Source organism: Pseudoxanthomonas daejeonensis (genome assembly GCF_010093205.1).
GTDB lineage: Bacteria > Pseudomonadota > Gammaproteobacteria > Xanthomonadales > Xanthomonadaceae > Pseudoxanthomonas > Pseudoxanthomonas daejeonensis.
Genome location: NZ_PDWN01000011.1, coordinates 111224 through 135870 on the forward strand (window position 1 = coordinate 111224; position 24647 = coordinate 135870).

Here is a 24647-nt window from a genome sequence, read left to right on the forward strand (position 1 = left end):
CTCCACGCGGTGCGCTGATGCCTACTCCCGTCCGCCGCCGCCTGCGCCTGGCCCGCCGCTGGGTCGTCTATCTGCTGGCGATCGTGCTGGTGCTGATGGCGCTGGTGCTGGGCGCGGCCAGCCAGCTGCTGCCGCTGGCCGAGCGCCATCCCGACCGGATCGCCGCGTGGCTGAGCGAGAAGGCCGGGCGGCCGGTCAGCTTCGAGCGGGTGCAGACGCGGTGGACGCGGCGCGGCCCGTTGCTGCAGCTGGAAGGGCTGCATATCGGCGAGCCCGGCGGCGGCGTGGGCATCGGCCAGGCCGAAGTTTTGCTGTCGATGTACGCCGGCCTGCTGCCCGGACGCTCGTTCACCGAACTGCGCCTGCGCGGACCCTCGCTCACGCTTGAACGCGCCGACGATGGCCGCTGGTCGGTGCTCGGCCTGCCGATGACCGGCACCGCCGATCCGCTGGACTACCTGGAAGGACTGGGCGAGCTGCAGGTGATCGGCGGGCAGCTCGAGGTCCGCGCGCCGCAGCTGGGCCTGCGCACGCGGATCCCGAAGATCGACCTGCGCGTGCGCGTGGATGGCCGGCATGTCAGCGCCGGCGCGCTCGCCTGGATCCGGCCCGACGCGGCGCCGGCAGCGCTGGCGTTCGAGTTCGATCGCGACAACGGCAGTGGCCGCACCTACTTCGACCTGGATACCGAGGCGCTGGGTGCATGGGCGCCGCTGCTGCACCACGGCGGGATCGCCCCTGCCGACGGCCGCGGCCGCGTGGAAGCATGGGCCGAGATGCGCGGCCACCGCGTGGTCCTGGCGACCACCCGGTTCCAGTTGCGCCATGTGCTGTTTTCCGGCGCGCCGCTGGCGGACGGACAACTGCCGCAGGTGCGCCTGGATGAAGTGCGCGGCCGCGCGCGCTGGCGTGTCACCGCCGATGGCTGGCGGCTGGATGCACCTTCGCTGCGCGTGGTCGACCACCGTGGCGCGCAGACGCTGGATGGCCTGGTCCTTGCTGGCGGCAAGCGCTTCGCGCTGCTGGCCGAGCAGGTCGATGCGACCCCGTTGCTGGCGATCGCGGCACTGGGCGACGGCCTGTCGCCTTCGCTGCGCGCATGGCTCGTCCGGGCCGCGCCGCAGGCGCAACTGTCGGCGCTGCAAGTTGCGGGCGTGCGTGGCGGGCCGTTGCAGGCGCAGGGCCGGATCGAGCGGCTTGCGTTCGCCGCGGTCGGCGATTCGCCGGGCATCGATGGACTGGCCGGTCGCTTCGACGGCGACGGACAGGGCTGGGAGCTGGCGCTGGATCCGCGCAGTGCGCTGCGCTTCGACTGGCCCAGCGGTTTCGGCGTGGTCCACGAGCTGCAGCTGGACGGGCGGCTGCTGGCCTGGCGCGAAGGCGACGGCTGGGAAGTGGCCACGCCGGCGCTGCACCTGGACGGTGGTGACTACGGCGCGCAGGTGCGCGGCGGACTGTGGTTCCAGGGCGACGGCACGCGGCCCTGGATCGGTATCGCCGCGGAGATCGAGGACGCGCCGGTGTCGGTGGCGCGGAAGTTCTGGATACACCACAAGATGTCCAAGGCGGCGGTGGACTGGCTGGACATGGCGCTGCAGGACGGCATCGTCAGCGGCGGCCGCGGCCTGGTCGCCGGCGACCTGGACGACTGGCCGTTCGTGCGCGACAACGGCCGCTTCGAGGCCACCGCTACGATCGATGACGGTCGCATCCGTTTCCAGGAGCAATGGCCGGAACTGGATGCGATGCAGGCGGGCGTGGCCTTCGTCGGCAACGGCTTCAGCGTGCAGGGACAGGGCCGCATCAACGGCCTGGCGGTACAGCGCGTGCAGGCCGGCATCGCCGACTTCAGCCACGCGCCGCTGCAGGTGCGCGCCGAAGCGAAGGGCGATGCCGCGCAGCTGCTCGAGCTGCTGCGCCACAGCCCGCTGAAAAAGGACAATCGCGAAACCCTGGCCAACCTTGCGGCATCCGGCCCGGCGGCCACGACATTCGCCATGGACCTGCCGTTGGGCCGTGGACACGGCCCGGCGGTGATCGACGGCAAGGTCGTCCTGGACGGGGCGAAACTGGCTGAAAAACGCTGGAACCTGGCTTTCGAAGCGGTGCGCGGCGCGGCCCGCTACGACGCCAGCGGCTTCGAGGCGGCGGAACTGGCGGTGCGCCACCAGGGCGAGGAGGGCCTGCTGTCGCTGCGTTCCGGCCGCCACGTGCGCGACGCGGGCAACGTGTTCGAAGCCGGCCTGGCCGTGCCGATGGATGCCGACGACCTGTTCGCCCGCGCACCGGAGCTGGGCTGGCTCGCGCCGCACGTCCGCGGGCGCTCGCCCTGGAACCTGGCCGTGGCTCTGCCCAGGCAGGCCACCGGCGGCAGCGTCGGCAGCTTGCGCCTGGACTCCTCGCTGGTCGGCACGAAACTGGACCTGCCGGCGCCGCTGGCCAAGCCAGCCGACGAGGCGCTGCAGACGAAAGTGCAGCTCGGCCTGCCGCTGGGCAGCGGCCCGATCGACGTGGCCTTCGGCGAGCGCCTGGCCTTGCGCGCGCGGCAGCGTGATGGACAGACCGGCGTGCGGGTGAAACTCGGAAGCTCGACGGTCGACGGCGAACCGCCGGCTTCGGGCCTGGTGGTGGGCGGGCGTACTTCATCGCTGGATGCGCTGGAATGGATCGGGCTGGCGCGTGGCGACAGCGGTGGCGGCCCGCCGCTGCGCGAGATCGACGTGCTCGCCGACGAACTGCGATTGCTGGGGGGCGTGTTCCCATCCACGCGACTGAAGTTGCGACCGGGCGCGCAGGCGCTGGAAGTGGTCGTGGACGGACCGGCCCTGGCCGGCACCGTGACCGTGCCCGATGCGGCCGGCGCCGCAGTCCAGGGCCACTTCGCGCGCCTGCACTGGCAACCGCCGGCGGCTGCGGCGTCCAGGGCCGTTGCCGCGGCCATCGCCAACGCGGGCGAAGTGGACGCCATTGCCGCGGTGGACGAAACCGGCAGCGCCGACGCTGCGGCCACCAGGCCGGTGGCGACGGACGAGGGTTTCGATCCGGCTGCGATCCCGCCGCTGGCGCTGGACGTGGACGACCTGCGTTATCGCCAGGCCATCCTGGGCAAGGCTTCGCTGCGCACGCGTCCGGTCCCGGCCGGGCTGAGCGTGGAGCGGCTGCAGGTGCAGGCCGGAGAACAGAAGATCGAAGCCACCGGCGAATGGCTGGGCCGCGGCGATGCGGCCCGCACCCACCTGGCGTTGCAGGTCGACAGTGGCGACATGGGCGCGCTGATGGACGGGCTGGGTTACCGCAACTGGCTGGCGCGCGGCGAAGGCCAGGTGCACTTCGATGCCAGCTGGCCGGGTACGCCGGCGGGGTTCAGCCTGGCCGGATTGCAGGGCAACCTGCGGATCGCCGCCAGGGATGGCCAGCTGCTGGAAGTGGAGCCGGGTGCAGGCCGCGTGCTCGGCCTGTTCAGCCTGGCCCAGCTGCCGCGGCGGATGATGCTCGACTTCCGCGATTTCTTTTCCAAGGGCTTCGCCTTCGACCGGCTGGAAGGCAGCGTCAGTTTCGCCGACGGTCAGGCCCATACCGAGGACATGCTGATCGACGGTCCTGCCGCCGATATCCGCATCCGCGGCGACACCGACCTGCGTGCGCAGCGTTTCGACCAGACCATCGACGTGCTGCCCAAGTCCGGCAACCTGCTCACCGTGGTCGGCGCGGTGGCCGGCGGACCGGTCGGCGCGGCAGTGGGCGCGGCGGCCAATGCGGTGCTGTCGCGGCCGCTGGGCGAACTGGGCGCCAAGACCTACCGCGTCAGCGGACCGTGGAAGGAACCCAAGGTCGAAGTCATCAGCCGCGAGCAGTCGCGCACCGAAGCCGCAAGCGCGGCTGGCCACGACGCCGGCATGCCCTGAGCGCGTGGGACGCGGGGAGTGGGCCCGTCTGTTGCCGTGACCTTCGCTGCGCAGTGAAGTGCCGATACAGGCCGGCAAACCGTCTCAAGCCACTGCTTCCGTCGCGGCATAGAGCAGCGCTGGCGCCGCCGTCTTCGCGATTCTTCGGGTCACCGTATCGGTAACGCAGCCGGCCAAGCCGGGCTCCACGGAGCGGAGATCAGTCGCCGCTGCCGCGGACGAATTTCGGCAGGCGCAGTTTCACCCGGTGTTCCTTGGCGGGGCAGCCATGCGTGTCCACGCCGCGGAAATAACCACGCTGCCACTGCTCGCGCGCGGCCGCCGAATCCGGGTCGGGAAGTTCCTGCAGGAAATGCCCGCGGCTGTGCGTCCAGCGGCGGTGCTGTGCCTCCAGGTCCGGGGTCTCCGACAAGGGTCGCCACTCGGCCTGCACGTTCTCCAGCAGGGGGCGGTGCAACGGCAGCAGGTGGCAGAACGGTTCGCCGGCCTCGAAGCGCACCCGGCCCGGGCGGGTGAACTTCCAGTTCATGGTGAACGTGTAGGGGCTCCAGTCGGTCTCGACCACGCCGCTGAGCGCGGCGATGCCATCCTTGGGCCGGTTCAGCGGCCCGGTCGCCAGCAGTTCCACGCCGGGGTCGGAACGGAACAGGCAGGGCACATGGAAGGTCAGCACGCCGTAGCCGAAGTGGCTCAGGGCCGGTGCCGCGGTGCCCGCGTCGGGCAATACGCGCACCTGCTCCAGCGCGTCGCCACCGCCCCATTCGGCGCTGAAGCCGGACTGGCACAGCAGTTCCCAGCCATGCGCGTTGGCCATGTCCAGGGGCAGGCAGCGGTAGGCGTAATGCTGGTCGGTGCGATTCATCCAGTCGCGCTCGCGTGGGGCCGGGCGGATGTCCAGGGTGTGGCCGTCGATCACGTGGGCGGTCAATTTCATCTGTTGGCCGGAGGCTGTGCAGTGAAGGCGCGGGGCGCGGGTGCTGTCATCATAGGCCGCTGCAGTGCCTGCGCTGCTTGCCTTTCCCGCATCCGGACCCAATTTCGTACCGATGACCGACTCCGCGCTGACCCTCGCCGAAACCCGCCTGCTGCTGCCCGGCGGCCTCGATCCGACCGGACTGGACCGCACCTTCGGCGCGTTGCTCGGGCCGGGCATCGATTTCGGCGACCTGTATTTCCAGCATTCGCGGCGCGAGAGCTGGACGGTGGAAGACAGCATCGTCAAGGACGGCGCGCATTCGATCGAGCAGGGCGTGGGCGTGCGCGCGATCTCCGGGGAGAAGACCGGTTTCGCCTATTCGGACGACATCAACGCCGATGCCCTTCACCTGGCCGCCGGTTCGGCGCGCGCCATCGCACGCGACGGCAGTGCGCACTCGCCGCGCCAGCTGGTGCGCAGCGGCGGTCACGCGCTTTATCCGGCGCTCGATCCGGTCGACGGCATGGGCAACGAGGACAAGGTCGAGCAGCTGCGGGTGCTCGACCGTCTGTTGCGCGCGGCCGATCCGCGCGTGGTGCAGGTCTCGGTAAGCCTGTCCGGCGGCGTGGACACGGTGCTGGTGGCGCGCAGCGACGGCGTGCTCGCCGCCGACGTGCGTCCGCTGGTCCGCCTCAACGTGCAGGTGATCGTCGAGCAGGCCGGGCGTCGCGAATCGGGATATTCCGGTGGCGGCGGTCGCTATTCGTACGCTGAGCTGTTTTCGGGCGGACGTCCGGAAAAGCTCGCGCGCGAAGCGTTGCGCCAGGCGCTGGTGAACCTGGACGCGATCGATGCGCCGGCCGGCACGATGTCGGTGGTGCTTGGCGCCGGCTGGCCGGGCGTGCTGCTGCACGAGGCGGTCGGCCACGGCCTGGAAGGCGACTTCAATCGCAAGGGCACGTCGACCTACGCCGGGCGCATGGGCCAGCGCGTGGCGGCGCCGGGCGTGACCATCGTCGACGACGGCACCCTCGAGGGCCGCCGCGGTTCGCTCAACATCGACGACGAGGGCATGCCGACGCGCTGCACCACGCTGATCGAGGACGGCGTGCTGGTCGGCTACATGCAGGATTCGCTCAACGCGCGGCTGATGGGCATGGCGCCCACCGGCAACGGCCGGCGCGAGTCGTTCGCGCACCTGGTGATGCCGCGCATGACCAACACCTACATGCTGGCCGGCACGCACGATCCGCAGGAGATGATCCGCTCGGTGAAGAAGGGCCTGTACGCGGTCAACTTCGGCGGCGGCCAGGTCGACATCACCAGTGGCAAGTACGTGTTCTCCGCGACCGAGGCCTACCTGATCGAGGACGGCAAGGTCACCGCGCCGGTGAAGGGCGCGACCCTGATCGGCAACGGGCCGGAAACGATGCAGAAGGTGCGCATGGTCGGCCACGACCTCGCGCTGGACGAAGGCGTGGGCGTATGCGGCAAGGACGGGCAGAGCGTGCCGGTGGGCGTGGGCCAGCCGTCGTTGCTGATCGACGGGCTGACCGTGGGCGGTACGCGCGCGTGAAGCGCGCGCCCTCAGTCCTCGCGCGCGTCCGCGCCTTCGTCGAATCCGGCTTCGCCGTCTTCCGTGGCGGCCACGGCACTGCCGAGCAGCAGCGTGCGCAGTTCGCGGAACAGTTCGCGGAAGGCGCGCGGCGGCTTGTTGCGCAGCTTTTCCTCGTGCGCGTTGCGGACCAGCTGGCGCAGGTGCTGGCGATCGGCCGCGGGGTACTCCTCCAGCAGCTCGGCCAGCGCCGCGTCGCCGTCGGCGATCAGGCGTTCGCGCCACGCCTCGACCCGGTGCATCGCGGCGATCTCGCGGCGGGCGGCCACGCCGTCCTCGTCCAGCGCGTCGCGGATGGCCTCGAGCGTCTCGTCTTCCTCGCGCCGCATCTGCTTGGCCAGGAACGCGAGCTGGCGCTTGCGGGCGATGTGGGCGGTGATCTTCCGGGTCTGCTCCAGGTGCGGCAGCAGGTCGTCGGGGATCGGCAGCTTGGACAGCTGGGTCGGGGTCAGGCTGGCGAGCTTCTCGGCCAGTTCCAGCACGCCCAGCGCTTCGCGGCGCTGCTGGCTGCGGCTGGACGAAAGGAATTCGCCGGTGTCTTGGTCGCGTCCGCGCATGGGTCGGGGGCTCTGTCGGGTACCGCGGATTCTACCCGGGCCGGGCTGAATTCCGGACGGGCGCGGGATTTTCCAGAGGCAAGTGCGAGGCGCTGGCTCCGGCAGGGGACGCGCCAGGCCGGGGATGTCGCTTTCCCCTCGGATGGGCATCCTGCCCCTACTCGGGCGCAGGCCATCCATGGCCTGCTTGTCGCGACACCCCCGGCCTGGCGCGTCCTTAGCGATCTGCGCGGTCCTGGCGTCTTGCCGGACTGGAGCAATCGGCCGTCCTTCGAGGCGGGCGCTGTGTCCTTGCGAGGGAGCCGGCGGCGGCGCCGTCGAGTCCCCATGAACGCATCCATGGCGTGTTCCGGCGCAAGGGCACGACGTGCGCCGGCGACGAATCAGCCCGGCACGATGCCTCCCTTCATTGATCGAACAACCGAATTTCCGAGGTACACCGCTTGAACGACATCGTGCGCAATGACGACAGCCATGCGCGGCTGGACCAGCTGGCCGGGATCTCGCGGCGGCTGCTGGACCGCGCGCGCGCGCTGGGTGCCAGCCAGGCTGAGGTGAGCTGCAGCGAGGAGCACGGACTGAACGTGTCCGTGCGCATGGGCGAGGTGGAGACGGTCGAATCGACTCGCGACCGCGGCATCGCGGTGACAGTGTACTTCGGCCAGCGCAAGGGCAGCGCAAGCACCGCCGACCTGCACGAGGCCAGCCTGGAGGCGACGGTCGAGCAGGCCTGCGCCATTGCCCGGCATACCGAGGACGATCCGGTGGCCGGACTGGCCGACGCGGCGCTGATGGCGCGGCCGCTCGCCGACGGCAACTTCCCCGACCTGGATACGTGGCATCCGTGGCGGCTCGACGCGGACGAGGCGATCGACCTGGCGCTGGCCTGCGAAGCGGCCGGCCGCGAAGCCGATGCCCGGGTGAGCAATTCCGATGGCGCCTCGTTCGGCAGTGGCGAGAGCGTGTCGGTGTACGCCAACAGCCACGGATTCATCGGGCGCGAGCGCGAGACCCAGCATTCGCTCGGCGTGGCGCTGATCACCGGCCAGGGCGACGCGATGCAGCGCGACGCCTGGTACAGCATCGGCCTGGCCCGCGAAGACCTGGAAGCACCGGCCGCCATCGGTCGTCGCGCGGCCGAGCGCACCGTCGCGCGCCTGGACCCGCGCAGCGCGCCGACCGGCGAGTACCCGGTGCTGTTCTCGACCGAGGTCGCGCGTTCGCTGGTCGGCCACCTGCTCAACGCGGTATCCGGCGGTGCGCTGTACCGTCGCGCGAGTTTCCTGCTCGACAGCGCCGGCACGCGCCTGTTTCCGGAATGGTTCGCCATCGGCGAGCACCCTTTGCGGCGCCACGGCCTGCGCTCGACCGCGTTCGATGCCGAGGGCGTGGCTACCCGCGAGAATCCGCTGGTGGTGGACGGCGTGCTGCAGCGCTACGTGCTGGGCAGCTACTCGGCGCGCAAGCTCGGCCTGCAGACCACGGCCAATGCCGGCGGCGTGCACAACCTGGACGTGGCCGCCAACGCGGGCGGCCTGGACGAACTGGTCCGTGGCATGGGGCGTGGCCTGCTGGTGACCGAACTGATGGGGCAGGGCGTCAATGGGGTCACGGGCGACTACTCGCGCGGCGCGGCCGGGTTCTGGATCGAGGACGGTGCGATCGCCTATCCGGTCGACGAGCTCACCATCGCCGGCAACCTTCGCAGCATGTTCGCCGGAATCGAAGCGGTGGGCAGCGGCTTCGACCCGCGCTCGCACATCCGCATCGGGCCGGTCCTGGTGGGGCGCATGACCGTTGCAGGGGGCGGATGACGTATCCTCGGACGTGGGCGCCGCAGCGGGGAAGCGGCGCCGTAGCCATCCAGACACCAACTGCAAGGGGAATGCAATGAGCGAATTCGAGACCTACACCGCACCGCCGGCGGAGCCCAACGGCCCGGCGAGCAGCGAAGAGAAGCAGTGGGCGCTGTTCGGCCACCTGACCGCGCTGACCGGCCTGTTCACCGGTGGCGTCGGCAATATCGTCGGCCCGCTGGTGATCTGGCTGGTCAAGAAGGACACCATGCCCTTCGCCAGCGACCAGGCCAAGGAAGCGCTGAACTTCAACATCACCCTGTTGATCATCGGCGTGATCCTGCTCCTGATCACGATGGTCACCTTCGGCATCGGCGCGATCCTGACCGTGCCGCTGGGCTTGCTGCTGGGCCTGGCGTGGCTGATCCTGACCATCGTCGCGGCGATCAAGGCCAACGACGGCGTCGCCTACCGCTATCCGTTCACGCTGCGACTGGTGAAGTAAGCCTCGCGCGTAAGCGAAAAGGGCCCGGCATGTCCGGGCCCTTTTTTTTTGTGCATGCCGTGCAGGTTCGCGGCCCGCCTCGCGCTAGTGCGAGCGTTTCACCGCAAGTTCGCCCAGCGCGACCAGAGCGGCGCCGCGTTCGCCGAGCGGGGCCAGCACGTCACGCATCGCCGTCGCCAGTTCCTCGAGCTTGGCGCGCGCGCCCTCCATGCCCAGCAGCGCCGGGTAGGTCGACTTGGCCTGGGCCACGTCCTTGCCGGCGGTCTTGCCCAGCTGCGCGGAGCTGGCCTCGATGTCGAGCAGGTCGTCGCGCACCTGGAAGGCCAGGCCCAGTGCGCTGGCGAAAACATCCAGCCGGGCAAGCGTGCCGGCGTCGGCACCACCGCCCAGGGCACCCATGCGCACCGCCGCGCGGATCAGCGCGCCGGTCTTGAGCGCGTGCATGTGTTGCAACTGTTGCAGCGCCTGCGTGCGTCCGGTGGCATCGATGTCCAGCGCCTGGCCGCCGCACATGCCGGCGACGCCGGAGGCGCCGGCCAGCGTGCCGACCCAGTCGATGCGCAACTGCGCCGGCGCATCGGACGCAGACAGCGCGGCGAAGGCCAGGGTCTGCAGCGCATCGCCGGCGAGGATCGCGGTGGCTTCGTCGAACGCGACGTGCACGGTCGGCTGGCCGCGGCGCAGGTCGTCGTCGTCCATTGCCGGCAGGTCGTCATGGACCAGCGAGTAGGCATGGACCAGCTCGACGGCCGCGGCGGGCGCGTCGAGCAGGGTTTCGTCGGTGCCCAGCGCGACGCCCGCGGCGTAGACCAGCAGCGGACGCATGCGCTTGCCGCCGCCGAGCGTTGCGTGGCGCATCGCCGCATGCAGGCGCGAAGGCTCGCTGGCGGGATCGGGCAGCAGGCGCTCCAGCGTGGCTTCGGTCCGCGCCGTCCAGCGCGCGAAGGCCTCACTCGCCATCGTGACTGGCGAAAGGCTGGGCCTGGTCGGGCTGATCGGGGTCGGTGAGCAGGCGCACGCGCAGCTCGGCCTGTTCAAGCGCGGTCTGGCAGCGGCGATAGAGGCCGACGCCGCGTTCGTACGCGGCCAGCGAATCCTCCAGGCTCATCTCGCCCTGTTCCATCTTTTCGACCAGCATTTCCAGCTCGTCCAGCGAATGCTCGAACTGGGCGACCGGCGAGGCGTCGGGGGTGGCTTTCTTGGGCATGCGGGAAGTGTGGCGGCGCACCGCGGAAGGGTCAACGCGCGGATGCGTCGCCGATCCCGGGGGGCTGCCAGGACAGGTGCCAGCCGCGGGCCTTCAGCCACAGGGCCAGGGCCTCCGACCAGGCGACGTCGGCGGCGGCGAGCAGGTGGCCGTCCGCCCCCGAAAGCAGCGGCAGGTGCGCGCGCCGCCATGGCGGTACGCCGCGCTCCTGCAGCACCTGCTTGAGCGCGTGCGAGTGGTCGCGGCCGGGCAGGACGATGCGCTCGCCGCCCTGGCGCGCATGCACGCGCACGGGAGCGTCGAAGCCCGTCGCCGCCGGGTTCCCCTGGTCGTCGCGCAGCAGCAGGCGGCCTCCGTCGGGCAATGCCAGCGGCGTGCGGCCGTCCCATCGCACGTTCCAGTCCGGCGGCAGCGGCGCGCGCTGGCGGTCTGCATGCAGGAAGTCGCGCCAGCGCAGGACCCGGGCGCCGGCCCAGGCGAAGGCGGCCTCCGCGTCGGCGCGTGCTTCCAGCAGCCCGGTCTCGATCCGCTCCACGCCCTGGGCCGGCAGCGGCGGCAGTCCGAGGGTGCGGATCCAGTGGCGCAGCAGGCGCGCACGCCGCTCCGCGGGCAGCGCCGTCAGCGTTGCCACGCGCAGCGTGCGTGGATCGTCGCCTGCATGGGTGCGCAGCAGGGCGGCGTCTTCGGATGCGAGCAGCGCATCGGCCTGTGCGCAGAGCGCGGCACTGCGTGCCAGCGACGCGGCGGCATGCGGCCAGCGTTGCCGCATCAGGGGCAGCAGCTGCAGGCGCAGGAAGTTGCGGTCCGGATCGGGCAACGCATTGCTCGGATCCTCGATCCAGGCCAGGCCGTGCGCTTGCGCATACGCGTGCAAGGCCTCGCGAGGCTGCGACAGCAGCGGACGCCATTGCCAGGCGTCACCCAGCGCGCGCACCACGCGCATCGCGCCCAGTCCCTCCGGTCCGGAGGCCCGCAGGGCGCGCAGCAGGAAAGTCTCCGCCTGGTCGTCGAGATGGTGCGCGGTCACCAGCAGGTCGCCGGGTGCCAGGGTGCCGGATAGCGCGGCGTAGCGGGCTTCACGGGCCGCCGCTTCCAGCCCGGTGCCGGTGTCGCGCGGCACCTCGATGCGCAGCACCTGCAACGGCACTTCCAGCGCCTGCGCCTGGCGCATGCAGTGCGCGGCCCAGTCGTCGGCGCTGGCCTGCAGGCCGTGATGCACGTGCACCGCGCGCAGGCCGCGCGCGCGGATCACCGGGTCGCTGGCCAGGCGGTGCAGCAGCACGCTCGAATCCAGGCCGCCGCTGCAGGCCACGACGATCGCGCCGCGCGCCGTGGCGGGCGGTTCGGGCAGGGGGAGCAACGGGGGAGCCGGTTCGCCGGGGGCCATGCCGCTATCGTAGCCGGGCACGATCGCCGCTCAGCGCACCTGGCGCAGGATCACCACGATGGCGAAGATCCAGCACACGGTCACGAACCAGGCGAGCACCCAGATCGAGGCGATGCCGCGGCGGTGTCCGTACAGGCGGTTGATGACCAGCGCCACCAGCAAAGGCACCACGAACAGCGCCAGCGGCGGCACCCAGCCGGGCACGTTCATGCGCGCGGTCCCGCGGCGGCCAAGGATGGGAAGTGGCACGACGGGCGGCCGGCATCGCGCCGGCACGCCGGTGTCCGGCAATCCTTACGCGGCCTCGTAGGCACCATAGCCGTGCAGGCGCGCGTAACGCCGCTGGACCAGTTCCTCGACCGGGATCTGCTCCAGTGCGTCGAGTTCGTTGACCAGCACGGCCTTGAGCCGCTTGGCCATCTGCTTCGGGTTGCGGTGGGCGCCGCCGGTGGGCTCGCGCACGACCTTGTCGACCAGGCCCAGGCCATGCAGGCGGCGGGCGGTCAGGCCCAGCTGCTCGGCGGCGTCCTTGGCCTTGCCTGCGTCCTTCCACAGGATCGAGGCGCAGCCTTCGGGCGAAATCACCGAATAGGTGCTGTATTCCAGCATCACCGTGCAGTCGCCCACGCCAATGGCCAGCGCGCCGCCGGAGCCGCCTTCGCCGATCACCGTGCAGATGACCGGCACGGTCAGCTCGGCCATCTCCAGCAGGTTGCGCGCGATCGCCTCGGACTGGCCGCGCTCCTCGGCATCGATGCCCGGCCAGGCGCCAGGGGTGTCGATGAAGGTCAGGATCGGCAGGCCGAAGCGCTCGGCCATCTTCATCAGGCGCAGCGCCTTGCGGTAGCCCTCGGGCTTGGGCATGCCGAAGTTGCGGCGGATCTTTTCCTTGGTGTCGCGGCCCTTCTGGTGGCCGATGACCATGACCGGGCGGCCGTCGATGCGGGCCAGGCCGCCGACAATGGCCTTGTCGTCGGCGAAGGCGCGGTCGCCGGCCAGCTCCTGGAACTCGTCGCAGAACACGCGCACGTAATCCAGGGTGTAGGGACGGGCCGGATGGCGGGCCATCTGCGACACCTGCCAGGGGCTGAGGTCGCGGAAGATCTGGGCGGTGCGCTTGCGCAACTTGTCCTGCAGCGCGTGCACCTCGGCGTCGACGTTGACCGCCGGACCGGTGCTGGCGCTGCGCAGGTCCTGGATCTTGGCTTCCAGGTCGGCGATGGGCTGCTCGAAATCGAGGTAGTTCGGGTTCATCCGTTGGCCGGCGATGCCGGTAGGTGCATGAGACGGGCAGTGTAGCCGAAGGTCCGCGAAGTGACCGGACCATACGGTACGGAAGTCGGGAGGCGACGCGCCGGTAGCCATCCTGGTGTTGCGGCGGCCTTACGGAGGAACGGGCTCCAACCGGTGGAGCCGATGGCATCGGGTACGCGACGCCCATCGGTCTCCGACGCCCCCGGTGTCGCGGTCATGCCCGCTCCTACAAGGGCAGGGTCAGAGCGCTGTTGTAGGAGCGGACTTCAGGCCGCGAAGCCGACGCGGTTGACGCGGGCGGCGCTCGCCGGTATCCGGCGTCCTCGGTGTCGCGGTCATGCCCGCTCCTACAAGGGCAGGGCCGGAGCGCTGTTGTAGGAGCGGACTTCAGGCCGCGAAGCCGACGCGGTTGACGCGGGCGGCGCCCGCCGGTATCCGGCGTCCTCGGTGTCGCGGTCATGCCCGCTCCTGCAAGGGCAGGGCCGGAGCGCTGTTGTAGGAACGGACTTCAGGCCGCGAAGCCGACGCGGTCGATCCGGGCGGCGCTCGCCGGTATCCGGCGTCCACGGTGTCGCGGTCGTGCCCGCTCCTGCAAGGGCAGGGCGGGAGCGCTGTTGTAGGAGCGGACTTCAGGCCGCGAAGCCGACGCGGTCGATCCGGGCGGCGCTCGCCGGTATCCGGCGTCCACGGTGTCGCGGTCGTGCCCGCTCCTGCAAGGGCAGGGCCGGAGCGCTGTTGCAGGAGCGGACTTCAGGCCGCGAAGCCGATGCGGTTGGCCCGGGCGGCGCCGCCGGTATCCGGCGTCCTCGGTGTCGCGGTCATGCCCGCTCCTACAAGGGCAGGGCGGGAGCGCTGTTGTAGGAGCGGACTTCAGGCCGCGAAGCCGACGCGGTCGATCCGGACGGCGCTCGCCGGTATCCGGCGTCCTCGGTGTCGCGGTCATGCCCGCTCCTACAAGGGCAGGGCGGGAGCGCTGTTGTAGGAGCGGACTTCAGGCCGCGAAGCCGACGCGGTTGACGCGGGCGGCGCCCGCCGGTATCCGGCGCGCTCGGTGTCGCGGTCATGCCCGCTCCTACAAGGGCAGGGCCGGAGCGCTGTTGTAGGAGCGGACTTCAGGCCGCGAAGCCGATGCGGTTGACGCGGGCGGCGCCCGCCGGTATCCGGCGTCCACGGTGTCGCGGTCGTGCCCGCTCCTGCAAGGGCAGGGCCATGCGGCTCCTGCGGCGACAGGCAGGGTCTGCCTCAGTTGGCCCAGGGGCGGCCGATGGCAACCTTGACCGCGCGCACGCCGGGCTGGGCGCGCAGCGCGTCCAGCAGGGGCGGCGCGACGCGTACCGAGTTGGGGCCATTGAGGTCGAGCACGCCGGTCGCGCCCTGCTCGCCGCGGCCGACCTGCAGGTGCAGGCGCAGCGGCGTGGGGCCGGGGCGGTGGCGGGCCAGGACCGCGTCGATGCGCTGCCACAGCCCCGGATCGACCAGGTCCACGCGCAGCGACAGCCGCTGGGCATGCTGCGCGCACAGCTGCTCGTAATCCCAGGCAGCCTTCAGGCGCAGGCTGTAGCCGCCGCTGAACTCGTCCTCGCGCAACCCGCCCTGCACGACCAGCACGCGATCGCGCACCAGCAGGCTGGCGAATTCCTGCGCGCCCTCGGCGAACACACTGCATTCGAGACGGCCGCGACCGTCTTCCAGCTGGACGAAGATCTGGCTGTCGCCCTTGCGGCGGATGCCGGCGACCAGCCCGGCGACCACGACCTGGACTTCCGGTCGCCAGCCGCGCTTCTCGCCGCCGGATCCGGCGGCCCACAGCTTGTCCAGCTCGCCCAGGTCGCTGCCGACCAGTTGCCGCACTTCCTCGCGGTACGGATCGAACGGATGCCCGCTGAGGTAGTGGCCGAGCGTGTCGCGCTCGCCGTCGAGCAGTTGCCGCAGCGTCCATTCGTCCGCTTCGGGCAGGTCGAGCTTGAGCGAGGGGCCGGCGTCGTCCGAGGAAGCACCGAACAGGGACACCTGGCCGGCGGCGCGTTCCTTGGCGAGCTGGTCGGTGGCCTTGATCACCTCGGGAAGCTGCAGCATCAGCGTGGCGCGGTTGCGGCCCAGCGCATCCAGCGCGCCGGCGTTGATCATCGCCTCCAGCGCGCGACGGTTGAGCTTGGTCGAATCCACGCGCCGGCAGAAATCGAGCAGGTCGGCGTAGTCGCCGCCCTGGTGGCGCTCGGCCACGATCGCCTCGCACAGGCCGCGGCCCACGCCCTTGATCGCGCCCAGGCCGTAACGCACGGTGTCGGCGGCGACCGCTTCGAACATGAATTCCGAATCGTTGACCTGCGGCGGAAGCACCGTCAGGCCCAGGCCACGCGCTTCGTTGAGGAAGCCGACCACCTTGTCGGTGTTGTCCATGTCCGAGGACAGCGTCGCGGCCATGAACTCGGCCGGATAGTGTTTCTTCAGCCACGCGGTCTGGTAGGCGACCAGCGAGTAGGCGGCGGCGTGCGACTTGTTGAAGCCGTAGCCGGCGAACTTCTCCATCAGGTCGAAGATCTCGTCGGCCTTCTTCTCGCCGACGCCGTTCTTGGCCGCGCCCTCGCGGAAGATCTCGCGGTGCTTGGCCATTTCCGCCGGCACCTTCTTGCCCATCGCCCGGCGCAGCAGGTCGGCGCCGCCCAGCGAGTAGCCGCCGACGATCTGCGCCATCTGCATGACCTGCTCCTGGTAGACCATGATCCCGTAGGTCTCTTCCAGCATCGGCTGCGTGCGAGGGTCGGGATAAGCGAACTCCTCCAGCCCGTGCTTGCGCGCCACGAACGACGGGATCATCTCCATCGGGCCGGGGCGATAGAGCGCGTTCAGCGCGATCAGGTCCTCGAAGCGGTCGGGCTTGGCGTCCTTCAGCGCGCGGCGCATGCCCGAGGATTCGAACTGGAACACCGAGCCGGTGTTGCCGTTGGCGAAGACGTCGCGATAGACGCTGGCGTCGTCCAGCGGCAGGGTGGCGATGTCCAGCGGTGGGATCCCCGCGCGCTCATGGCGGACGTTGATCGCCTTCACCGCCCAGTCGATGATCGTCAGCGTGCGCAGGCCGAGGAAGTCGAACTTGACCAGGCCGATCGCCTCGACGTCGTCCTTGTCGAACTGGGTGACCGGGTTGCGGCCCAGGCCGTCCTGGTCGTGTTCGGCGAACAGCGGGCAGAAGGTGTGCAGCGGTTCCGGGGCGATCACCACGCCGCCGGCGTGCTTGCCGGCGTTGCGGGTCAGGTCCTCGAGCTGGCGGGCCAGGTCGATCAGGTCACGGACGTCGTCCTCGCTGCCGTAGCGCTGGATCAGCTCGGCCGAGTGCATCTCGCTGTCCTTGCCTTCGCCCATCGCATCCTTCAGCGAAATGCCGAGGATGTTGGGGATCAGCTTGGCCACGCTGTCGACGAAGCCGTACGGGAAGCCGAGCACGCGGCCGGTGTCGCGCACCACCGCCTTGGCCGCCATGGTGCCGTAGGTGATGATCTGGCTGACCCGCTCGCGCCCGTACTTGCGGGCGACGTAGTCGATCACCTCGTCGCGCCGGTCCATGCAGAAGTCGATGTCGAAGTCGGGCATCGACACGCGTTCCGGGTTGAGGAAGCGCTCGAACAGCAGGTTGTACGGGATCGGGTCCAGGTCGGTGATCTGCAAAGCCCAGGCCACCAGCGAGCCGGCGCCCGAACCGCGGCCCGGGCCAATGGGGATGCCGTGGCTTTTGCCCCACTGGATGAAGTCGGCCACGATCAGGAAGTAGCCCGGGAAGCCCATCTTGATGATGGTGTCGAGCTCGAAGTCCAGGCGCTCGACGTAGTCCTGTCGGGTCTTGCCCTCGGCCAGCGGGTTCTTCGCCAGCCGCAGCTCCAGGCCGTCGTGCGACTGCTTGCGGATCCAGCTGTCCAGGGTCTCGTCCGACGGCACCGGATAGGCCGGCAGCGCGTACTTGCCCAGGGTCAGCTCGAGGTTGCAGCGCCGCGCCAGCTCGACCGTGTTGGCGATCGCGTCGGGCACGTCGGCGAATACCCGGGCCATTTCCTCCGGCGACTTGAGGTACTGCTCGGGGCTGTAGTCGCGCGGGCGCTTGGGGTCGTCGAGCACGCGGCCCGACGCAATGCACACCCGCGCCTCGTGCGCGTCGAAGCCGGCCTTGTCCAGGAAGCGCACATCGTTGGACGCCACCACCGGGATGCCGCGCGCCGCCGAAGCGTGCAGGGCGAACGCATTGAACGCGTCCTCGCCGTCGCGCCCGGTGCGGACCAGTTCCAGGCACAGGTTGCCGTCGAAGGCGCGCTGCCAGTCGGCCAGCTGCTGCTCGGCCAGGTCGTGGCGGTGCTCGGAGGCCAGGCGACCGGCCAGGCTCTCGCGCCCAGCCAGCAGGATCAGGCCCTCGCCGCAGTCCTTGATCCATTCCGGCGTCACCACCACGCCGCCCTCGGCGCGGTGGCCCTCCATCCAGGCACGGCTGAGCAGGCGCGAGAGATTGAGGTAGCCGCCGTGGTCGCGGCACAGCGCGGTCAGTCGCCAGGGCGCCTCGCCGGGGCCCGAAGCCACCGCCAGGTCGGCGCCGGCGATGGGCTTGATGCCCACGCCCTCGGCCGCCTTGTAGAACTTGATCAGGGCGAACAGGTTGTTGAGGTCGGCGACCGCCAGCGCCGGCAGGCCCAGTTCCACCGCGCGGCTGAGCAGGTTGGCCTGCTTGGCCTTGGCCGGATCGGCCTGCTCGGGTTTTTCGGGCACGCGGATGGTCGAGTCCGCAAGCGAAAACTCGGTATGGACGTGGAGGTGGACGAAGCCTGACATGCGGCGAGGAGGGTACCGGCGGGGGGGAGGGGGAACAAGGCTTGACGGCCGGCGCGGCAGCCCGGGAGCCAGGCGGGGCGGGGCGAATGCCATGGCAGCCGGATTTCGTCCATCATCGCCCGGTACCCATGGATCGGAGACTGCGGTGAACCCGGCGCAACTTGAACCTGTCGCACCCGGCGAACGCATCGCCACCCTCGATGTGCTGCGTGGCTTTGCGCTCGGCGGCATCCTGCTGATGAACATGGAGGCCTTCGTCGGCCCGGTGATGGGCTCCTATTCGGGGCTGGATCCGGCCCTGGCCGGTGTCGACCGGATCGCCGACGGGCTGGTGTATTTCTTCGTGCAGGGCAAGTTCTTCACCCTGTTCTCGCTGCTGTTCGGCATGGGCTTCGCGATGATGGCCCAGCGCGCCGATGCGAGCGGCCGGCCGTTCGTGGGCCTGTATTTCCGGCGCGGGCTGGCCCTGCTGGGCATTGGCCTCGTCCACGCGCTGCTGGTGTGGTCCGGCGACGTGCTGGTGACCTACGCACTGCTGTCGTTCCCGTTGCTGGCCTTCCATGCCACTCCGGCCCGGGTGCTGGCCTGGCTGGGTGCGGCCTGCTACCTGGCCGCGCCGGCTTTGCTGATGGGGCTGGGGTTCCTGTCGCTGTGGGTTCCCGGCTGGGACGAGTTCATGGCGGTGCAGGGCCAGCAGATGGAAGCGATGCTGGAAGCGCAGCGCCAGGCCTACGGTGCCGGCGGCTATGCCACCGCTGTGGCGCAGCGAATGGCCGATTTCGGGCTGATGCTGTCCAACCTGCTGGTGATGGGCGTGCTGGTGTTCGGCATGTTCCTGATCGGTGCGGCGTTCATGCGCAGCGGCGCGATCCAGCGGCCCGAGCTGCATCCGCGCCTGTACCGGATGCTGCGCGAGGGCGTGCTGCCGCTGGGCGTGCTGCTGATGCTGGCCTCGTTCGTGATCCAGCCGTCGGTCGCGTTGAACAGCTTCACCCTGCGCCAGGCCACCGCCCAGTCGCTGGGCCTGGTCGCCGGTGCGCTGATGTGCCTGGGTTACGTGGCCTGGGTGATGTGGCTGCTGGCGCGCCCCGTCGGCCAGCGCTGGCTGGGCTGGCTGGCCCCGGCCGGGCGCATGGCGCTGACCAACTACCTGGTCCAGTCGATCGTGTGCACGCTGGTGTTCTACGGTTACGGCCTGGGCTTCTTCGAACACCTGCCGCGCTTGTGGCAGATCCCGTTCGCGCTGGGCCTGTTCGCGGTGCAGGTGCTCTACAGCCAGTGGTGGCTCGAGCGCTTCCGCTTCGGGCCGGCCGAATGGCTGTGGCGTTCGCTGACCTACCTGAAACCGCAGCCGATGCGGCTGGCGGTGGCGCAGGCCGGGTCCTGAGCTGATCGCCGGCCGGAGGCCTGCCCGGGATTCGCCTGCGGGACCGCCAGTCGCGCGGCACTGCCACGCCTCCGCAGTGAGGCCACGGCGGGGGCCAAAGCATGGCGACCGTCCAGGTAGTTTTGCGGTGGCGGCCGCCAGCGGCTGGCGTTATGTTCGGCGCGGACGCCAACGAGCCAAGGGATGGTCATGGATATCCGCGCTGCGTCGTTCACGGTGCCGTCCATGATTCGGGCGGTTGCCGCCGGCCCGCGCCCGGCAGCCACCGGTCGAGGCCCACTCCCGTGGCTGCGGTCAGCCTGCGGGCTGTGCCTGCTGGGACTGGCCACGACTGCGTTGGCGGAGGACGCGGACGAACTCGCCAGGCAGCTGTCCAATCCGGTCTCCAGCCTCATCAGCGTGCCGCTGCAGTTCAACTACGACGACCTCGACAGCGGCGGCAGCCGCACCTGGCTCAACGTGCAGCCGGTGGTGCCGGTATCGATCGGCGAGAACTGGAACATGATCTCGCGCACGATCCTGCCGATCACCTACCAGGAAAACCTGTTCCCCGGTGCCGGCAGCCAGTTCGGCACCGGCGACATCACCCAGAGCCTGTTCTTCTCGCCCAAGCAGCCCACCGCCAATGGCTGGATCATCGGCGTGGGGCCGGCGCTGCTGCTGCCCACCGCCAGCGACGACCTGCTGGGGACCGGCAAGTGGGGCGCAGGACCGACCGCCGTGGTGCTCAAGCAGTCGCAGGCAGGCTGGACCTATGGCGCCCTCGCCAATCACCTGTGGTCGTTCGCCGGCGAAAGTGATCGCGGCGATGTCAGTTCGACTTTCCTGCAGCCCTTCCTCACCAAGGGGCTGGGGCAGGGACGCACGTTCTCGTTGAACATCGAGTCGTCCTACAACTGGGAGGCCGGGCAATGGACCGTGCCGCTCAACATCGGTTACAGCAAGGTGTCCAGGATCGGCTCGCAGATGGTCAGTTACCAGGGCGGCGTGCGTTATTACGCCGAGTCGCCCGATGGCGGTCCCGACTGGGGCCTGCGCTTCGCATTCACCCTGCTGTTCCCGGAGAAGTAGCGCGGCAGGCCACGCGGGATGGCGGAGAGGCCAGCGGGGCAGCTCAACATTCCAGCCCTGTCCTGCAACGAGCTACCCGCGTCGCTCCATCCCGCAACCTTGCAGAGACGCCGTATCGGCCACCCAGAAGGAGTCCAGCGATGAGCACCCCCGTACCTGCCGGACACCTGTTCGGCGATGCGTCCACGGAACTGTCTTCCCGCCGCACCGGCATGTCGTTCCAGCGCACGCGCCTGGCCGCCGACCGGACCCTGATGTCGGTGATCCGGACCTCGCTGTCGCTGATCAGCTTCGGCTTCACCATCCACCAGGTGTTCGAGCGGATGAAGGAGAGCGGAGTGATCGACCATGCGGGCTCGGGCCGAAACTTCGGTATCGCCCTGGTGCTGCTGGGTGTGGTGATGCTGGTGATCGGCATCGCCTACGAGGCCTGGTTCATGCACACGTTGCGCAAGCAGCGCACCGCCATGGCCAACGATCGCCTGGTCTACGCCGAGAGCCCATTTCCGCCATCGATGACCCTGATCACCGCGATCCTGCTGCTGGCGCTGGGCCTGGTGGCGATCACGAGCATGATCCTGCACATTGGCCCCTTCAAGTGACTGCATGACCGCGGATATGCCGGGGACGCGGCCAACACCTTCCGGCCTTCATGAAGAGGAGACGATGATGGACAGGATTCCCCGTATCCGGCGCGTGGTCGGCTGGCAGCTGCTGGCGATGTCGGTGCTGATGCTCGGCGTGGTCTTCGTGGCGCTGGCCAGCCCCTCGAACAAGTGGCGCCTGCAGTTCAGCGGCCACGCCAAGGTCGACGGCGAGATCGAGCTGTCGTTCACGCCCAAGGACGGCACCGCGACCAGCGTGGTCGTGGCCGTGCCCAAGGGCACCGGCGAAAACGCCGCGGCCCGCCTGGCGCGCGACACGATCAAGCAGGCGTTCGGCAAGGGCGTCTACAACGTGGAGACCGACGACGGCGAAGACGTGCTGGTGAAGAAGCGCGGCAGCACGCCGAGCTTCGAAGTCATCGTGGTGCGCAACACCGCCGACGGCCTGCGGCTCGGCCTCGACAAGGAATAGGCCATGCCCGCCTGGCCCGCCACGTGGCGGGCCAGGCATCCGGCGCATGGCCCGACGGGTCGCGCAGTCGATGCAGATGCAACCGACTGCGTTCCACGGCCGGTCCCCGTCGCAAGCCTCCGGTGATGCCGGTCGCACGGGTAAACTCGCCGGGTGAATCCAACCAACGACGACGTCCTCATCCTCGGCGGCGGTGCCATCGGCCTGGCCACCGCACTGTCCCTGCTCGAAGCCGGTCGCGGCGTGCGCATCCTGGAGGCGGCCACCGCCGGTGGCGCCACCTCGCACGGCAACTGCGGCACGATCACGCCCAGCCACGCGCCGCCGCTGGCCGCGCCCGGCGTGCCTTTGCGCGCACTGCGCTGGATGTTCACCCCCGACGCCCCGCTGTACCTCAAGCCGCGGGTCGACCCGGCGCTGTGGTACTGGCTGGCGCGCTTCACCGCGCGCTGCAACGCCACGGCCTGGATGGCCAGCGCCAAGGCGCGCGCCGCATTGCTGGACGATTCGCGCGCCCGCCTGGTCGACTGGATCGGCCGCTACGGCCTGGACTGCGAGTTCGGCGAAACCGGGCTGGACTACGTGTTCCGCGACCCGCGCAACTTCGAGCGCTACATCGACGAATGCGCGCCGCTCAACGCAATGGGGATCGCGACCGAGACCATCGACGGCGCCGAGTACCTGCGCCAGGAGCCCTCGCTCAAGCCCGGCATCGTCGGCGCGATCCGCTTTCCCGACGATGCGCACCTGCGCCCGGACCGCTACGTGGCCGAGCTGGCGCGCGCGGTGCGCGAGCGCGGCGGCGTGATCGAGGAAGGCTGCCGGGTCGTGGCGCTGGAACCGGAGGCCGATGGCGTGCGCGTGCGGATCGCCGGGCAGGGCGGCGAGCGCGGCGAGCGCCGCGGCCGCGACGCCGTGGTGGCGATGGCCGCCTGGACCCCGGAACTGATCCGTCCGCTCGGCCTGCGCCTGCCGATCCAGCCGGGCAAGGGCTATTCGATCACCTACGCGCGCCCGTCGCTGGCGCCGCGCCGACCGATCGTGCTCAAGGATCGCTCGGTTTGCGTCACCGCCTGGGGCAGCGGTTTCCGCCTGGGCAGCACCATGGAATTCTCCGGCCGCGACGAGAGCCTCAACGCGGTGCGCCTGGCCGCGCTGGAGCGCGCCGCACGCGAATACCTGCACGAACCGCCGGATGCGTCGATGCTGCAGGAGAAGTGGTACGGCTGGCGGCCGATGACCTGGGACGACCTGCCGGCGCTGGGCCGCTCACCGAAGCATCGTCACGTCTGGTTGGCGGCCGGGCACGGCATGCTGGGCATCAGCATGAGCACCGCCAGCGGCCAGTTGCTGGCCGATCTGATGACCGGGCGCGACCCGGCCATCGACCCGGCCCCGTACCGCGTGGAGCGGTTCCAGTAGCCGGCGGTGCCCGACATGCGCCGACGGCCATGCCGCGGCCGGCGCGGCACAGCGAAAGGAGCAGTGGATGAAGCCCTCGAGTGATCCCGATCCGTCGCGGATGGACGTGGACCTGGTCGTGCTCGGCGGCGGTTCGGCCGGCCTGGCCGGCGCGTTCCGCGCGGCCGCGCACGGCGCGCGCGTCGTCCTGCTGGAGCCGGCCGAATTCGGCGGCACCTGCGTCAACCACGGCTGCGTGCCGAAGAAGGCGATGTGGCTGGCCGCGGACCTGGCGGCGAAGATCAGCCTGGCCGCCGACCTGGGGTTTGCGGTCGCTGCACCGGCTGCGGACGGGAAGGGTCTGGACTGGAAGGAACTGGTCGCCCTGCGCCAGCGCTACATCGCCGGCATCCATGCGATCTACCAGCGCATGCTCGACGAGGCGGGCATCGTCTGGATGCCGTGCCGCGGTCGCCTGCACGACGCGCGCACGGTGGTGACCGAGCCCGGCGTGCACCTGCACGCCAGGCACGTGCTCGTCGCCACCGGCGGATCGCCGGTGCGCCCGGACATCCCCGGGGCCGAGCTGGCCGGCGTGTCCGACGATTTCTTCAAGCTCTGCGGCGCGCCGGCACGGGTGGGGATCATCGGCGGCGGCTACATCGCGGTGGAGCTGGCTGGCGTCCTGCAGGCGCTGGGCAGCCGCGTGGAGGTGTTCGTACGCGGCCCGCGCCTGCTGGCGAACATGGATGCAGAAGTGGCTACCCAGCTGCAGGAGGACATGACCCAGCACGGCGTGCGCCTGCATCTGGCAACGCCGTTGCAGGCGCTGGAGCGCGCGGAACCGCACGACGCCGCCGACGGCGAACGCGTGCGCGTACTGCACAAGGGCCCGGCGCCGGAGACCGAGGCATTTGACTGCGTGATCCTCGCCACCGGGCGGCGTCCGAACAGCGACGGCATCGGCCTGGAGGCACTGGGCGTGCAGATCGACGAGCGCGGCGCGATCGTGGTCGACGCGTATGAGGACACCTCCGTACCCGGCATCCATGCGGTCGGCGATGTCACCGGCAAGCTGGAGCTGACCCCCGTCGCGATCGCCGCCGCGCGCCGGCTGATGGACCGGCTGTTCGGCGGTCGCGCCGGTGCCAAGCTCGACTACGAGAACGTGCCGACCGTGGTGTTCTCGCATCCGCCGCTGGGCACCGTGGGCCTGACCGAGGAGCAGGCGCGCGAGCGCCACGGAGATGCGGTCAAGGTCTACACTAGTCGCTTCCGGCCCATGCTCACCGCACTGGTCGACTCGCCGCAGCGCAGCCTGTTCAAGCTGGTGTGCGTGGGCAAGGAAGAACGGGTGGTCGGTATCCACCTGCTCGGCGAAGCGGCCGACGAGATCCTGCAGGGCTTCGCCGTCGCGCTGAAGCTGGGCGTGACCAAGCAGCAGCTCGACGACACCGTCGCCATCCACCCGACCTCGGCCGAGGAAGTGGTGCTGATGCGCTGAACCGCTTCGGCCGCACCCTCCGTGGCGACGGCAATGCCCTCGAACCGGGCCCACATGCGCGGCCCAGCCGGAATGCCGCGCTCCCTGTAGGAGCGGGCACGACCGCGACACCGACGCCCCCGGCACAGGCGACGTCCTTCGCACTCCGACCCCCGTTCGCGGTCATGCCCGCTCCTACAAACGCCGAGTCGCAACAGGCTGCACCCCTGCGGGATGCGGAGCGCCCCTCGCGCACCGACACCCGGCCCGAAAC

At 70.3% G+C, this 24647-nt stretch carries 18 protein-coding genes; 10 read left to right on the forward strand and 8 right to left on the reverse strand.

Going from position 1 to position 24647, the window contains the following annotated elements; all coding sequences use genetic code 11:
• The first annotated feature begins 17 nt into the window (after positions 1 to 17).
• Positions 18 to 3905: a YhdP family protein gene (locus CSC65_RS12205; protein ID WP_162410851.1), complete on the forward strand. Its 3888-nt coding sequence runs from the start codon at positions 18 to 20 to the stop codon at positions 3903 to 3905.
• A gap of 199 nt (positions 3906 to 4104) precedes the next feature.
• On the opposite strand, the gene CSC65_RS12210 is transcribed toward CSC65_RS12205, so the two are convergent.
• On the reverse strand, positions 4105 to 4839 hold the full coding sequence (locus CSC65_RS12210) for a DUF6065 family protein (protein ID WP_162410852.1): 735 nt from the start codon (positions 4837 to 4839) through the stop codon (positions 4105 to 4107).
• A gap of 112 nt (positions 4840 to 4951) precedes the next feature.
• Here CSC65_RS12210 and tldD point away from each other — a divergent pair, with 112 nt between their 5' ends.
• On the forward strand, positions 4952 to 6397 hold the full coding sequence (tldD, locus tag CSC65_RS12215; protein ID WP_162410853.1) for a metalloprotease TldD: 1446 nt from the start codon (positions 4952 to 4954) through the stop codon (positions 6395 to 6397).
• A gap of 11 nt (positions 6398 to 6408) precedes the next feature.
• Here tldD and yjgA read toward each other — a convergent pair whose 3' ends face one another.
• A complete protein-coding gene (gene yjgA / locus CSC65_RS12220; protein ID WP_162410854.1) occupies positions 6409 to 6993 on the reverse strand; it encodes a ribosome biogenesis factor YjgA in 585 nt (194 codons plus the stop codon).
• Between the two features lie 443 nt (positions 6994 to 7436).
• Between yjgA and pmbA the strand changes: the two genes are divergently transcribed.
• On the forward strand, positions 7437 to 8807 hold the full coding sequence (pmbA, locus tag CSC65_RS12225; RefSeq protein ID WP_425501359.1) for a metalloprotease PmbA: 1371 nt from the start codon (positions 7437 to 7439) through the stop codon (positions 8805 to 8807).
• Between the two features lie 76 nt (positions 8808 to 8883).
• Positions 8884 to 9294: a DUF4870 domain-containing protein gene (locus CSC65_RS12230; RefSeq protein WP_162410855.1), complete on the forward strand. Its 411-nt coding sequence runs from the start codon at positions 8884 to 8886 to the stop codon at positions 9292 to 9294.
• Between the two features lie 84 nt (positions 9295 to 9378).
• Here the strand turns inward: CSC65_RS12230 and CSC65_RS12235 are convergent, their stop codons facing one another.
• The 6 genes from CSC65_RS12235 to dnaE form a co-directional block, all read right to left on the reverse strand.
• Complete coding sequence (locus CSC65_RS12235) at positions 9379 to 10254, reverse strand: farnesyl diphosphate synthase (protein WP_162410856.1); 876 nt, start codon at positions 10252 to 10254, stop codon at positions 9379 to 9381.
• Positions 10244 to 10501 (reverse strand): exodeoxyribonuclease VII small subunit, encoded by a 258-nt coding sequence (locus tag CSC65_RS12240; protein WP_162410857.1) that lies wholly within the window; start codon positions 10499 to 10501, stop codon positions 10244 to 10246. The genes CSC65_RS12235 and CSC65_RS12240 overlap by 11 nt, the downstream gene beginning before the upstream one ends.
• A 31-nt stretch (positions 10502 to 10532) precedes the next feature.
• Positions 10533 to 11888 carry a tRNA lysidine(34) synthetase TilS gene (gene tilS / locus CSC65_RS12245; RefSeq protein ID WP_162410858.1) on the reverse strand — a complete coding sequence of 452 codons (1356 nt, stop codon included), beginning with the start codon at positions 11886 to 11888 and terminating at the stop codon, positions 10533 to 10535.
• Positions 11889 to 11918: 30 nt separating this feature from the next.
• Entirely contained in the window at positions 11919 to 12098 is a 180-nt protein-coding gene (locus CSC65_RS12250) for a hypothetical protein (RefSeq protein WP_162410859.1), read from the reverse strand.
• Positions 12099 to 12182: 84 nt separating this feature from the next.
• On the reverse strand, positions 12183 to 13142 hold the full coding sequence (locus CSC65_RS12255) for an acetyl-CoA carboxylase carboxyltransferase subunit alpha (RefSeq protein WP_162410860.1): 960 nt from the start codon (positions 13140 to 13142) through the stop codon (positions 12183 to 12185).
• 1242 nt (positions 13143 to 14384) lie between these two features.
• A complete protein-coding gene (dnaE, locus tag CSC65_RS12260; RefSeq protein ID WP_162410861.1) occupies positions 14385 to 17954 on the reverse strand; it encodes a DNA polymerase III subunit alpha in 3570 nt (1189 codons plus the stop codon).
• A gap of 145 nt (positions 17955 to 18099) precedes the next feature.
• Between dnaE and CSC65_RS12265 the strand changes: the two genes are divergently transcribed.
• The 6 genes from CSC65_RS12265 to gorA all read left to right on the forward strand — a co-directional run bounded on the left by CSC65_RS12265 (position 18100) and on the right by gorA (position 24394).
• Positions 18100 to 19341, forward strand: coding sequence for a DUF418 domain-containing protein (locus CSC65_RS12265; protein WP_238390377.1), 1242 nt, complete (start codon positions 18100 to 18102; stop codon positions 19339 to 19341).
• Positions 19342 to 19677: 336 nt separating this feature from the next.
• Positions 19678 to 20412 carry a transporter gene (locus CSC65_RS12270; RefSeq protein ID WP_238390378.1) on the forward strand — a complete coding sequence of 245 codons (735 nt, stop codon included), beginning with the start codon at positions 19678 to 19680 and terminating at the stop codon, positions 20410 to 20412.
• Positions 20413 to 20552: 140 nt separating this feature from the next.
• Entirely contained in the window at positions 20553 to 21014 is a 462-nt protein-coding gene (locus CSC65_RS12275; protein ID WP_202922878.1) for a YidH family protein, read from the forward strand.
• Positions 21015 to 21081: 67 nt separating this feature from the next.
• Positions 21082 to 21489 carry a hypothetical protein gene (locus CSC65_RS12280; protein ID WP_162410863.1) on the forward strand — a complete coding sequence of 136 codons (408 nt, stop codon included), beginning with the start codon at positions 21082 to 21084 and terminating at the stop codon, positions 21487 to 21489.
• Positions 21490 to 21642: 153 nt separating this feature from the next.
• Complete coding sequence (locus CSC65_RS12285; RefSeq protein WP_162410864.1) at positions 21643 to 22911, forward strand: NAD(P)/FAD-dependent oxidoreductase; 1269 nt, start codon at positions 21643 to 21645, stop codon at positions 22909 to 22911.
• 67 nt (positions 22912 to 22978) lie between these two features.
• Positions 22979 to 24394 carry a glutathione-disulfide reductase gene (gene gorA, locus CSC65_RS12290; RefSeq protein WP_162410865.1) on the forward strand — a complete coding sequence of 472 codons (1416 nt, stop codon included), beginning with the start codon at positions 22979 to 22981 and terminating at the stop codon, positions 24392 to 24394.
• Positions 24395 to 24647 lie beyond the last annotated feature (253 nt).